This is a genomic window from Limnobaculum allomyrinae (assembly GCF_016649425.1).
GTDB lineage: Bacteria > Pseudomonadota > Gammaproteobacteria > Enterobacterales > Enterobacteriaceae > Limnobaculum > Limnobaculum allomyrinae.
Map to the genome: position 1 here is coordinate 115,905 of NZ_JADRCR010000010.1, position 13,916 is coordinate 129,820.

A 13,916-nucleotide genomic window follows, 5' to 3' on the forward strand; every position below is an offset into this window, starting at 1 on the left:
GTTTATCTCGGCAGTATGATTAACAATGCAGGTGACTAAACCAACTCACAAGCCGCTCTGACCTCTGATTAGGCTCAGGTATTAGTTGATGATGCCATCATCAAAGCGGTATATGGATAATAAATTGAATTTAAAAGGTTTACCGTGAAAAAAATGACTCTGCCACAGCGTATTCTGTTTCCATTAATAGCGCTATTTATTCTGGCCGGCTGTGCTCGTCCGGATACTACATTGAATATCAACCCAACCATGAACCTTCCTCAGCAAGATCCATCGCTGATGGGAGCTACCATTAGTATCACCAGTGCAGATCAGCGTCAGGATAGTGCTTTAGCTAAAGTGAATCGTGAAGGTCAACTGTTAACCTTAACGCCTTCAAGAGATATGCGTTTTCTGCTGCAGGAAGCATTAGAGAAGCAACTGCGCGCCCGTGGCTATATGGTAGGTCCGGAAGGTAGCGTTAATGTACAGATCATTATCAATAATCTGTACGCCGACGTGCAGGAAGGTGACTTACGCTATAACATCGTCACCAAAGTGGATATCTCAATCGTTAGCCAGGCAAAAAATGGCCAACAACAGACTAAAAACTTCCGCACTACCCACAACACCAAGGGTGCCTTTACCGCCAGCAATAAAAACATCGAGAATGTTATTAATGAGGCGTTAACCGATATGATCAATGAAATGGCGCAGGATACCAGCATCAGCGACTTTATCCGTCAAAATGCGCGCAGTTAATCCAGTACCAACCCCTGCTCAAATCGACAGGGGTTTCTGATTCTATGACTAATTACTATTTTAAAGCGTTTACTCAACGTAATACCGCGGTATTGCTACTGCTTGGTTTTGCATCTGGCCTGCCGTTGGCCTTAACCTCAGGCACCCTGCAAGCCTGGATGACGGTGGCAGGTCTGGATTTAACCACCATTGGTTTCTTCTCTTTAGTTGGGCAGGCCTACGTTTTTAAGTTCCTATGGTCACCGTTAATGGACCGCTACAGCTTGCCATTTCTTGGCCGTCGTCGTGGCTGGATGCTGCTAACTCAGGTGGCGCTGGTTATTCTGATTTTTGCCATTGGCTGTCTGGACCCTCAGCACGATTTATGGTTAATGGCAGCGCTGGCGGTAATGATTGCCTTTTTCTCCGCCTCTCAGGACATTGTGTTTGATGCCTACAAAACCGACGTACTGCCGGCAGATCAGCGGGGAAACGGTGCGGCTATTTCGGTATTAGGCTATCGTTTAGCCATGTTAGTTTCTGGTGGGCTGGCGCTGTGGATTGCCCATTATTATCTGGGCTGGCGCGCAACCTATTGGCTAATGGCGTTGCTAATGGTTATTGGTATTATTGCCACCCTGTGGGCAAAAGAGCCTGAGACCATAGCCTCAACCCCTAAAACCATTGAGCAGGCAGTGGTTGAGCCACTAAAAGATTTCTTTGGACGTAATAATGCCTGGCTGATTCTGCTGCTAATCGTGCTGTATAAGATGGGTGACGCTTTTGCCGGTAGTTTAAGTACCACGTTCCTGATTCGCGGCGTAGGCTTTAACGCCGGTGAAGTCGGTCTGGTCAATAAAACACTGGGCCTGTTTGCCACTATCATTGGTGTGCTGATTGGCGGCATTCTGATGCAGAGATTAACGCTGTTTCGCTCGCTGATGCTGTTCGGTATTTTGCAGGCGGTATCCAATTTTGGTTACTGGATTCTGGCGGTAACTGATAAGAATATTATCACCATGGGCAGCGCGATTTTCTTTGAGAATCTGTGTGGAGGAATGGGTACCGCAGCCTTTGTTGCTCTGCTAATGACCCTGTGTAATAAATCATTCTCCGCCACTCAGTTTGCCCTGCTCTCGGCGTTGTCCGCTGTTGGTCGGGTTTATGTTGGCCCGGTTGCCGGTTGGTTTGTTGAGCATTACAACTGGCCGCTGTTCTATCTGTTTACCATTGTAATGGCAGTTCCCGGATTGCTACTGCTGGCGGTATGCCGTCAAACGCTGGAACATACCCAGCAAACAGATAGCTTTATGCCCAGAATACATTTTTCCCGTCAGTATCAGTTGGCTATCCGATTAGTTATCGCCGGTGCAATTATGCTGTGGGCATGGCTGATATTGCTGTTCCGGTCCGCGACTGAATTCAGTTCTCTCTATTATATAAAAGAAGCGCTGTTAAATATTGGCGGCCTGTTGTGTCTGATGGGGATATTGATAGGTTGTTGGTTGGATTATAAATCCATCAGGAAAGAACCATCAGAAGTGACTAAAAGCATAGAGTAACTTTAGAGCACCTGAATTACAGGTGCTCTAAAACCGATAATAAAAACATTTATTATCATATTGATAAGAAATTTCAGAATGCTCACGGTTACCCCCAATCTTTTCATCATCGTCCTGACAATTTTGAGATTGGTTTGACTATTCTACCACTTGATCCCCAATCGTTTTTTGAGAAATCAATACTTTTTGAGCACAGTAAATAGCCTTTTTATCTGTTACCTCTATTGAATTCTCTTTTATGAAGACCTCAAGAGCACAAACTCCTTTTGAATCGTTAATGTAAGCCATGATACTCCCGCCATTCCCTGATTGAGAACCGATCTTCCATTTTGAAAATAACTCAGAATCTTCAAAATAAGAGATTGAAACAGGCAGTGATAATTGTTCATTTGGCCTAATAACGTTGATTCGTTTTAATTGTTGTAACTCTTCTAATGTTGGTTCCATACTGCCTGTATGCTGCATCGTATAGATATATAAATCATTATTAGTATTATTATGTAAATAAATCGTCGGAGCCAATCGACTGAAATAGAAAATAATCAGCAATGCGATACTCAAGATAACTAAAAATTTTTTATTCAATTTCATAATGACTTCACTATTTTTAATGGGCTTGCAATATGCCAGCACCAGCGTGACAGAAAAACAGAATAGCGACAGCTGATAACATTATCAGTAATAATAGATTTGCCAGTAATATCAATAGAATTATTGAGTTAGATTATTTCAGGATTGGTAATAAGTAACCTAATCGCATCAGAAGACTATATAAAATAAATTCCTTAATAAGATTAAAGATAAACAGATGGGAAGCACCCAAACGATAAGTGGGTGCTTCAGGACATGGTTATTTTTACTGCCCGTAATAAGCATTCTTACCATGCTTACGTAGATAGTGTTTATCCAACAACTCCTGCTGCATTTCACCTAAATCTGGCGTTAGCTGGCGGGTAAACAGATTCATATAGGCGATCTCTTCCAGCACTACCGCGTTATGCACAGCATTGTCCGGATCGGTTCCCCAGGCAAAAGGACCGTGAGAATTAACCAACACAGCCGGAACATCTTTAGCGTTGATCCCCAGAACTTTAAACGTTTCGATAATCACATTACCGGTTTCCAGCTCATACTCCCCTGCTATTTCTGCCGGCGTCATTCTTCTGGTACAAGGAATTGGACCATAGAAATAATCTGCGTGGGTGGTTCCCCATGCAGGTAAATCACGTCCAGCCTGCGCCCAAATCGTGGCATGACGAGAGTGAGTATGTACAATTCCACCAATTTCAGGAAATGCCCGATACAACGCCAAGTGGGTTTCGGTATCCGATGAAGGCTTTTTGCTGCCTTCTACAACTTTCCCGGTTTCCAGACTCACTACCACCATATCGTCAGCGGTCATATGTTCATACTCAACACCTGACGGCTTAATCACGATCACACCGCGTTCACGATCGACTCCACTGACGTTTCCCCAGGTAAAGGTCACTAAATGATGACGGGGTAAAGCCAGATTAGCCTCTAAAACCTGTTTCTTCAGTTGCTGATACATATTCGTTTGCCTTTTAATCTTTTCTTTCTAAATTAGCAGTTAAATTCAGCTCACTATTGAAAGAGAATTGCCCCCGGACAGTGATGCCTGAGGGCCAGCTTGATTACTCTTTCAATTCAAACATCAATCGTTATCAATATGATGTTTGGTTTATTACCCGATATCACTTAGCGACACAGCTTGTAATAAACCTCATTCCAGCGGATCTCATTCTTAAATGCCGGAATTTCTGTGTCCTGACCGATCACCAGCATCTCAATGCCGCACATTTCAGCATAGATACGCAGATGCTCAACATCCAGCGCCTGAGTGAATACCGTATGGTGCGCACCGCCAGCCAGAATCCAGGCTTCAACCGCGACATCCAGCGATGGATGGGTTTTCCATACTGCGTGAGCAACCGGAAGCTTAGGCAGGTCATGTGGTGGCTTAACGGTATCAACCGTATTCACCAGCAGGCGGAAACGATCACCCATATCAATCAGACTGGCGTTCAGCGCCGGGCCTGCCGGAGCAGAGAAGATCAAACGAGCCGGATCGTCTTTACCACCAATCCCCAGATGCTGAACATCCAGCAGTGGTTTCTCTTCGCTGGCGATAGACGGGCAAACTTCCAGCATGTGAGAACCTAATACCAGGTCATTACCCGCCGCAAAGTTATAGGTGTAGTCTTCCATAAAGGAAGTCCCGCCCTTCATTCCACTTGCCATAACCTTCATAATGCGCAGCAGCGCAGCGGTTTTCCAGTCGCCTTCGGCACCAAAGCCATAGCCCTGTTGCATTAAGCGCTGTACTGATAATCCCGGCAGCTGTTTTAATCCGTACAGGTTTTCAAATGTAGTGGTGAAAGCACCAAACTTACCCTGCTCCAGGAATTTTTTCAGACCCAGTTCAATACGGGCGGCATCCAGCAGATTACTGCGTTTAGCACCATTGACTTTAACCACATCAGTCAGACGATAAGTGGCTTCATACTCTTCCACCAATGCATCGATCTCACCTTTAGAAACGGCATCCACTACCGATACCAGATCCCCTAAGCCATAACCGTTTACCGCATAACCAAATTTGATCTGTGCAGAAACCTTGTTACCTTCCGTTACCGCAACTTCACGCATATTGTCGCCAAAGCGTGCAACCTTCAGGTTTTTGCTTTCATAAATACCGGCAGCAACACGCATCCAGCGATCCAGCTTGTGGTGTACTTCTTTATCTTTCCACGAGCCCACTACCGCGGTGTACTCATTACGCATACGTGCACCAATGAAACCGAACTCACGACCGCCGTGGGCGGTTTGGTTCAGGTTCATAAAGTCCATATCAATGGTGCCCCATGGAATTTCATTACTGTATTGGGTGTGGAGCTGTAATAACGGCTTTTCCAGCAGGCTTAAACCGGCAATCCACATTCTGGCCGGAGAGAATGTGTGCAACCAGGTGACGATACCTACACAACTTTGGGCGTAGTTCGCTTCCCGGCACAGGTTTACAATCTCATCCGGCGTGGTCGCCAGCGGTTTGATCACTAACTTGATCGGTAATCTAGCTTGTTTATTTAAACCATCAACCACTTCCTGAGCCTGTTGACTCACTTGTTGCAGCGTTTTTGGCCCATACAGATGTTGACTACCGATAACAAACCAAACTTCTAACTGATTAAAGACGTTCATATAAACTCCTATAAAGAGCCTGCTTTTTCAGCAGGCTAAATCAAAATTCAGTACAGCATTATTCTGCTTTGGCCGCATAACAAGGCTCTGCAACTTTGCCCCACTGCTGATAACGCTGATAAAGTTTTTCATACTGCGCTGCACGCTGTGGATCCGGTGTCAACGTGCGTTCAATTGGGCTCGCCATATGCTGTTGAGCATCCTGTATCGACGCGTGAACACCGGCAGCTACCGCTGCAAAAATGGCGGCACCGAGAGCGCAACACTGATCGGATTCAACAATTTGCAATGGGCGATTCATTACATCAGTACAAACCTGCATGATCACCGGAGATTTACGGGCAATACCACCTAATGCCAGTACGTTCTCCACGGGAATATCCTGCTCGACAAAACACTCCATGATGGCGCGGGCACCAAAGGCTGTAGAAGCAATAAACCCGCCAAACAGAGTTGGTGCGTCGGTACCTAAGTTTAGATCTGTAATAACACCTTTCAGACGCTGGTTAGCAAACGGCGTTCTGCGACCATTAAACCAGTCGAGCACTACAGGCAGTTTTTCCAGTGAGGTCTGTTGAGCCCAGGCTTCCGTTAAGGCTGGTAATAAATTAGATTCGATTTGCTTCAGCGCAGGGGCTAATTCAGGGTTTTGAGTTGCCGCATGATTAAGTGGCCATGACAGCAAACGGCTAAACCAGGCATACATATCACCAAATGCGGACTGCCCGGCTTCCATACCAATAAGACCCGGAATCACGCTACCATCGACCTGACCACAAATACCTGCAACGGCACGGTCACCCACCAACTGATAATCCGCCAACAGAATGTCGCAGGTAGAGGTACCAATCACTTTCACCAGCGTATAGGGTTGAGCACCCGCACCCACGGCGCCCATATGACAGTCAAACTCACCCCCGGAGATCATGACATTTTCTGGCAAGCCTAAACGTGTAGCCCACTCTTTAGTGATCTGCCCTACTGGTTTCTCAGCGGTGTGAGTTTCAGTAAACATTGGATAAGTCAGGTCATTAACCAAAATAGGATCTAATGCCTGTAAAAAATCACGCGGCGGCAAACCATTCCAGTCCATATGCCACAATGCTTTATGACCCGCAGCACAGCGGCTACGTTTCAGATTAGTTGGCGCCTGCGTGCCGCTTAATAATGCAGGAACCCAGTCACACAGTTCAACCCATGACGTTGCTGCATTACGTACCGCAGCATCCGCGCGGGAAACGTGCAGAATTTTGGCCCAAAACCATTCCGATGAATAAACGCCACCAATATAGCGGGTGTAATCATCGAACTTTCCGCTATGGCATAAGCGGTTAATCTCTTCCGCTTCTTCAATCGAGGTGTGGTCTTTCCATAACACAAACATCGCATTCGGGTTATCAGCAAACTCAGGACGCAGGGCAAGCACTCGCCCTTCATTATCGATAGGCGCCGGCGTTGAACCGGTGGTATCGACACCAATACCCACAATACTTTTACGCTGCTCCGGCGTTAGCATGGCAACCACGGCTTTAATTGCCTGCTCCATGGACTCGATATAGTCCTGAGGATGGTGGCGAAACTGATTATCAGAGGGTTTACAAAATAGTCCCTGCTTCCAGCGAGGATAATAGACGACTTCAGTTGCAATCTCGGAGCCTTCTATGCAGTCAACAGCCAAAGCGCGAACAGAGTCACTACCGAAGTCAAGCCCAAGAGCAATAGCGCCTTTTGACATAAAAACCTCATATACGAATTAATGGTGATTTTTGTTTGGGGATACCATAAAAAAATCCCATCAAATCGGCGAGGATGCATTAGCTAGAAATATGCACAATCTTGCTTTCTTAAGGTGGAGTGTGATCTACCTCAAAATCAAAATGCATCACTTTTCCACTGAATATATGAACAATCTTGCTGTAATTCCCAATTGTGATGGCGCTCTAAAAAATCATATCGAATAAACGTTAAAACTTACGCCACTTTGTTATGGATTACATACAAACACGTTTAAAACAGGCGTGTTAAATAGAAATCCGTTGTTATAACAATAGTAAATCTCGCTGAGTCAATATCATAAATACAGCCAATTAGGCTATATAGACCAAGTACAGGAGAGATAGAACATATGCATAAATTTACTAAGGCCCTTGCTGTTGTAGGATTGTCGGCGATTATGTCACATTCAGCTATCGCTGAAACGATGAAGCTCGGCTTTCTGGTTAAACAACCTGAAGAACCTTGGTTCCAAACTGAGTGGGCATTTGCGGATAAAGCAGGTAAAGATCTCGGTTTTGACGTAATCAAAATCGCCGTTCCGGACGGTGAAAAAACCCTGAATGCTATCGATAGCCTGGCGGCTAACGGAGCGAAAGGATTTGTTATTTGTACCCCAGACCCAAAATTAGGGCCGGCAATTATTGCTAAAGCCAAAAGCTACAACCTGAAAGTTATTACCGTTGATGACCAGTTCGTTAACGCTAAGGGTAAACCGATGGACACGGTTCCTCTGGTCATGATGGCCGCCACAAAAATTGGTGAGCGTCAGGGCGAAGAGTTATGGAAAGAGATGACCAAACGTAAGTGGAACATTGCTGAAACAGGCGTAATGGCGATTACCTCTAACGAACTGGATACCGCTCGCCGTCGCACCTCTGGTTCTATGGATGCGTTGAAGGCCGCTGGCTTCCCTGAGAAACAAATTTATCAGGTACCCAGCAAATCAAACGACATCCCAGGTTCCTTTGATGCAGCTAACTCCATGTTAGTACAACATCCGGAAGTGAAAAACTGGCTGATCGTTGGCTTTAACGACAACACCATTCTGGGTGGCGTACGTGCAACAGAAGGTCAGAATTTCAAACCTGAAAACGTTATCGGTATTGGTATCAACGGTGTGGATGCGGTAAACGAGCTGTCAAAAGCTAACGCTACCGGCTTCTACGGTTCACTGTTACCAAGCCCGGACGTACACGGCTATAAGAGTATTGAAATGCTCTACAACTGGGAAACCAAAGGTGTTGAGCCAGCGAAATTCACTGAAGTTACCGACGTAGTACTGCTTACTCGCGAAAACTTCAAAGTTGAGCTGCAAAAGAAAGGGCTGTAATTGTCCATGGGGCAGATGGTTAACCATCTGCCCACTTTATACGACACCGTATTATCGAAAAATATACTTATTCCGTCAGTCGCTTCTTTTGGGCCGTTTACAATTAAAAGCCCCCTGCGGATAAGTGGTACGAGCATTAAGGAACTTATTATGCCTACGCTGCAATCACCTTATCTCGAGTTTTGTCAAATCAGTAAAACGTTTCCAGGCGTAAAAGCGCTGCAAAACATTAGCTTTGACTGTCATCCAGGTCAGGTTCATGCGCTGATGGGAGAGAATGGAGCAGGAAAATCAACGCTGCTTAAAATACTCAGCGGCAACTATATCCCTACCACGGGTGAAATTAAGGTTAAGGGGCAACCGGTAAAATTTAATAACACCATGGATGCCCTGAATTCCGGTATTGCCATTATTTATCAGGAACTGCATTTGATTCCTGAAATGACCGTCGCTGAAAACATCTATTTAGGGCAATTGCCAACCAAAGGCGGCGTGGTTAATAAAAAAATCCTCAACTATGAGGCAAGTATTCAACTTGAGCATCTGGGGCTGGATATTGACCCCAATACGCCACTTAAGTATCTCTCCATCGGCCAATGGCAAATGGTAGAAATAGCCAAGGCACTGGCACGTAACGCCAAGATCATTGCCTTTGATGAGCCAACCAGCTCACTGTCTGCCAGAGAGATCGAACAACTATTCCGCGTTATTCGTGAACTCCGTGCAGAAGGTCGCGTCATTCTGTATGTGTCCCACCGTATGGAAGAGATCTTTGCCCTTAGCGATGCCATTACCGTATTTAAAGATGGCTGCTATATGAAAACCTTCACCGATATTCCTAACCTGACCCATGACGAACTGGTTCAAACCATGGTTGGTCGTGATATTGGTGACATCTATGGCTACAGCCCTCGTCCTTTAGGGGATGTGCGCTTTGAACTGAAAAGCGTTAAAGCACCGGGCGTTAAGCACCCCATTAGTTTTCAGGTACGTCAGGGCGAAATCGTCGGTTTATTCGGTCTGGTCGGTGCTGGCCGCAGTGAATTATTAAAATCACTCTTTGGCGCGACCCGTATCACCGGTGGTAGCGTCGAGCTGGATGGCAAAACGCTGAGTATCAGCTCCCCTATCGAAGGTATCAGTCAGGGCATCATGTTATGTCCGGAAGACCGTAAAGCCGAGGGCATCATTCCGGTTCACTCAGTAAAAGACAATATCAATATCAGCGCACGTCGCAAAACCCTTAGTGCAGGCTGCCTGATCAATAACAGTTGGGAAAACAGCAACGCCGACAGGCGTATTCGTGAGCTCAACATCAAAACCCCATCGGCAGAACAGCTGATTATGAATCTTTCTGGTGGTAATCAGCAAAAAGCCATTCTTGGCCGCTGGTTATCAGAAGAGATGAAAGTGATTTTGTTAGATGAACCAACGCGCGGTATTGACGTTGGTGCTAAACACGAAATCTATAACGTTATTTATGAACTCGCAAAACAGGGTATTGCCGTTGTCTTTGCCTCCAGTGACTTACCGGAAGTTCTCGGCCTTGCCGATCGCATTCTGGTGATGCGCGAAGGTGCGCTGTCAGGGGAATTAACCCATGACGATGCTACCGAAGGAAAAGCCCTGAGTTTAGCCATGTTAAATACCACCGCTGATGCGGTTGCCTAAGAGAAGGAAAATCTTCATGTCGATAACAACTACAACCCCATCCCCGGCAAAAACATCGGCTAGCGATAAAGGCAATAGCCTGAGCCGTATCTGGGATAGCTACGGTATGCTGGTAGTGTTCGCCGTACTGTTTATTGCCTGTATGGTCTTTGTACCTAACTTTGCCTCCTGGATTAATATGCGTGGTCTGGGTCTGGCTATCTCCATGTCCGGTATGGTGGCCTGTGGCATGCTGTTTTGTCTGGCATCCGGTGACTTTGACCTGTCAGTTGCTTCTGTCATTGCCTGTGCCGGTGTAACGACGGCAGTCGTCATCAACCATACAGAAAGTCTGGCTATCGGCATCGGTGCTGGTTTATTACTGGGTCTGGCATTTGGCTTACTCAACGGCTTCGTCATCGCGCGTTTGAAAATTAACGCCCTGATTACTACCCTTGCCACGATGCAAATTGCCCGTGGTTTAGCCTATATCATCTCTGATGGTAAAGCGGTAGGTATCGAAGATGAGCGTTTCTTTGAGTTAGGTAACACCAGTTGGTTTAGCATTCCGGTTCCAATCTGGATCACCCTGTTCTGCTTTATTCTGTTTGGCTTTCTGTTAAATAAAACCACCTTTGGTCGTAATACTCTGGCCGTTGGTGGTAATGAAGAAGCTGCGCGTCTGGCTGGTGTACCGGTAATTCGTACTAAGATCATCATTTTCGCTCTGACAGGTTTAATTTCTGCGGCGGCAGGTATCATCTTAGCCTCGCGGATGACCAGCGGACAGCCAATGACCTCTATGGGTTATGAGTTAATCGTTATCTCTGCTTGTGTGTTGGGTGGGGTTTCACTGAAGGGCGGTATTGGTAAAATATCTTATGTTATTGCTGGTGTTCTGATTCTGGGCACGGTAGAAAACGCGATGAACCTGTTAAATATTTCGCCATTCTATCAATATGTAGTACGCGGCCTGATCCTGCTGGCAGCGGTTATCTTTGACCGTTATAAGCAACTGGCAAAACAGAAAGTATAATTACTCCATCACCATATCGGGTTAAGCCCGGTATGGTATGTTACACCATCTAATGTCAGCCTTAGGAGGAAAGATTGTACCAGCGCATTGTCTCTGATTCACAACCTAACCCACTGTTACCCGGATACTCCTTTAACGCCTATCTGGTGGCCGGGCTGACCCCCATCGTCATTGATGGCCCTCTCGACTTCTTTATTGACCGCCCTAACGGCATGAAGGGCTATATCCTGAATCTTACGATTAAAGGTCAGGGACAGATTTTTGACGGTGAAAATGCATTTTACTGCAATCCCGGCGATATGCTGTTATTTCAACCAAAAGAGGCTCACTACTATGGCCGTTCGCCTAACAGTGATTGCTGGTATCACCGTTGGATCTACTTTCGTCCACGCGCTTACTGGGCCGACTGGCTGGAGTGGTATAGCCAGACTAATCGCGTTGGCCGTCTGACGTTACCAACAGAAGCCCTACAGGAAGAGTTTGAGCAACTGTTTACCTCTATCGAACAAACCCATCAGTCCGGCAGACGCCTGTCTGAAGAGCTATCAATGAATCTGCTGGAAAGATTGCTGCTGCGCTGTATTGAAGAAGACCCTCAATCACCGCAGAAAATTATGGATCCGCGAATTATTGAAGCCTGCCAGTATATGACCAGCAACTTATCGGATGATGTACGTATTGAAGATATTGCTAATCATGTTTGCCTTTCCCCTTCGCGTCTTGCACATCTGTTCCGGGAGCAGGTAGGTATTAATATGCTGCGCTGGCGCGAAGACCAACGAGTCATTCGCGCTAAACTACTGCTACAAACAACGCAGGAATCTATCGCCAGCGTGGGACGTATTGTGGGCTATGACGATCAGCTCTATTTCTCCCGCGTGTTTCGCAAACGTGTCGGCGTTAGCCCCAGTGATTTTCGCCGTAGAAATATGGAACTGACCACCTACCCTGACGCTGAGAATCAATCTCTGACAGAAGTAACGCTTTAGATACAGTTTAGCCGGAGTCAGATGTTTCGATGACTCCGGTTAAATTGTGTACTCCGAATATCTTTTCTCTTGATTCATTATTATATATATTAGTTTCTCGTTTCAGCTTTTATATTAAACTACTCTTTTAATTTTGATATTCAGATCATTTTTTCTAACTGTATAAATAATAATTAGCTGCCAAAACATCTATCAATAAGTAAACGATTAAATAATCTTAATCATTTATAACTTGAATAAACGATATAAAATTTCAGATAGCAGATAAAATAACCAACCTCAATTGTGATCCAAGTCTCAAAATAGAATGGTGGCATTTATATCCATATAAATAGCCAATAAATACATAACGATTTAGGCATTAAAACTCTACAGTCCTGTGGCGGAAAGGAGTATTGACGGGGTTTATAGACAACATTTTAAAATCTTCGATACAATCCATAATTATTTTATAGCCAACTTTTACATAAAAAGGCATCTTAATTACGGCAAATTCACTCCTTTATCGCTGAATATGATGTAACTGTGCGCAAAAAAGAAATGGGTATTTTGTTTATCTCCGCATAAACAAAATCATTAACGTGAATTATTTTTACCACCAGCCCGAGGTATGAAATGAGTAAAATGAATTTGGCTAAACTATTATCCGCCAGTTTATTGGGGTTAATGGTTTGTTCTACCGCCGCAATGGCAAAAGAAGTTGAAGTCGTTAATATTTCCAAAATTGGGGGCATGCCATGGTTTAACCGGATGGGTGAAGGGGTAACCAATGCCGGAAAAGATTTGGGAATTAAAGCCTATCAGGTTGGCCCATCCAGTACTGACGCCCCTCAACAAGTTAAAATTATTGAAGATTTAATCGCCAAGAAAGTCTCCGCTATCACTATCGTGCCAAATGACGCCGATGTGTTGGAACCCGTCTTCAAAAAAGCCCGTAGTGAAGGCATCGTAGTATTAACCAACGAATCACCAGGGCAGCCAAGCGCTAACTGGGACGTTGAAATCATCGACAATGAAAAATTTGCTGCCGATAACGTAGAAGAAATGGCAAAAGCCATGGGCGGCAAAGGCGGTTACGTCATCTATGTTGGTAGTCTGACCGTTCCTCAGCACAACCTGTGGGCCGATCTGTTTGTTAAATACCAAAAAGAGCACTATCCGGAAATGTTTGAAGTTACCAGCCGTATGCCTGTGGCAGAAAACATTGATGATGCTCGCCGCACTACGCTGGATCTGATGAAAGCTTATCCGGCTATGAAAGGGGTTGTCGCCTTTGGTTCACAAGGCCCTATTGGTGCTGGCCGTGCCGTTAAAGAAAAACGTGCTCGCGGTAAAGTTTTCGTTTACGGCATGATGATCCCATCTCAGGCAGCATCACTGATTAAAAGCGGTGATATCGCCATGGGCGTAACCTATGACCCGGCTTCCGCAGGTTATGCGCTGACCGCCGTTGCGAACAAGATCCTTAAAGGCGAAGAGATTACCAAAGATCTGGATATTCCAAATCTGGGTAAAGCTGATGTAGATATGGATAAACGCATTATCAAATTCCATAGAGTTCTGCGCGTCACCAAAGAAAACATCGATAGCCTGTATTAATCGCTCTACCTCCCCTGCCGGTAACCCACGGC

At 45.4% G+C, this 13,916-nt stretch carries 11 protein-coding genes; 7 read left to right on the forward strand and 4 right to left on the reverse strand.

Going from position 1 to position 13,916, the window contains the following annotated elements:
• The first annotated feature begins 159 nt into the window (after positions 1 to 159).
• Both I2494_RS16965 and ampG read left to right on the forward strand, forming a co-directional pair.
• A complete protein-coding gene (locus I2494_RS16965) occupies positions 160 to 741 on the forward strand; it encodes a lipoprotein (protein WP_218468091.1) in 582 nt (193 codons plus the stop codon).
• Between the two features lie 44 nt (positions 742 to 785).
• Positions 786 to 2,282, forward strand: coding sequence for a muropeptide MFS transporter AmpG (gene ampG, locus I2494_RS16970; protein WP_218468009.1), 1,497 nt, complete (start codon positions 786 to 788; stop codon positions 2,280 to 2,282).
• A gap of 138 nt (positions 2,283 to 2,420) precedes the next feature.
• On the opposite strand, the gene I2494_RS16975 is transcribed toward ampG, so the two are convergent.
• The 4 genes from I2494_RS16975 to I2494_RS16990 form a co-directional block, all read right to left on the reverse strand.
• A complete protein-coding gene (locus tag I2494_RS16975) occupies positions 2,421 to 2,873 on the reverse strand; it encodes a hypothetical protein (protein ID WP_218468008.1) in 453 nt (150 codons plus the stop codon).
• Positions 2,874 to 3,138: 265 nt separating this feature from the next.
• Positions 3,139 to 3,834, reverse strand: a complete 696-nt coding sequence (gene araD, locus I2494_RS16980) for an L-ribulose-5-phosphate 4-epimerase (RefSeq protein ID WP_218468007.1) — start codon at positions 3,832 to 3,834, stop codon at positions 3,139 to 3,141.
• A gap of 167 nt (positions 3,835 to 4,001) precedes the next feature.
• A complete protein-coding gene (gene araA, locus I2494_RS16985) occupies positions 4,002 to 5,504 on the reverse strand; it encodes an L-arabinose isomerase (RefSeq protein WP_218468006.1) in 1,503 nt (500 codons plus the stop codon).
• Positions 5,505 to 5,562: 58 nt separating this feature from the next.
• On the reverse strand, positions 5,563 to 7,239 hold the full coding sequence (locus I2494_RS16990) for a ribulokinase (RefSeq protein ID WP_218468005.1): 1,677 nt from the start codon (positions 7,237 to 7,239) through the stop codon (positions 5,563 to 5,565).
• A 390-nt stretch (positions 7,240 to 7,629) separates the two neighbouring features.
• On the opposite strand from I2494_RS16990, the gene I2494_RS16995 reads away from it, so the two are divergent.
• From I2494_RS16995 to I2494_RS17015, 5 genes are all read left to right on the forward strand, one after another.
• The gene (locus I2494_RS16995) at positions 7,630 to 8,610 is read left to right on the forward strand and encodes an arabinose ABC transporter substrate-binding protein (RefSeq protein WP_130590726.1); all 981 of its coding nucleotides are present in this window, start codon (positions 7,630 to 7,632) and stop codon (positions 8,608 to 8,610) included.
• Positions 8,611 to 8,760: 150 nt separating this feature from the next.
• A complete protein-coding gene (gene araG / locus I2494_RS17000) occupies positions 8,761 to 10,281 on the forward strand; it encodes an L-arabinose ABC transporter ATP-binding protein AraG (protein ID WP_218468004.1) in 1,521 nt (506 codons plus the stop codon).
• Positions 10,282 to 10,297: 16 nt separating this feature from the next.
• A complete protein-coding gene (araH, locus tag I2494_RS17005; RefSeq protein ID WP_130590724.1) occupies positions 10,298 to 11,296 on the forward strand; it encodes an L-arabinose ABC transporter permease AraH in 999 nt (332 codons plus the stop codon).
• A gap of 74 nt (positions 11,297 to 11,370) precedes the next feature.
• Positions 11,371 to 12,285, forward strand: coding sequence for an arabinose operon transcriptional regulator AraC (araC, locus tag I2494_RS17010; RefSeq protein ID WP_218468003.1), 915 nt, complete (start codon positions 11,371 to 11,373; stop codon positions 12,283 to 12,285).
• Between the two features lie 615 nt (positions 12,286 to 12,900).
• Positions 12,901 to 13,884, forward strand: a complete 984-nt coding sequence (locus tag I2494_RS17015) for an autoinducer 2 ABC transporter substrate-binding protein (protein WP_218468002.1) — start codon at positions 12,901 to 12,903, stop codon at positions 13,882 to 13,884.
• Positions 13,885 to 13,916: the final 32 nt, after the last annotated feature.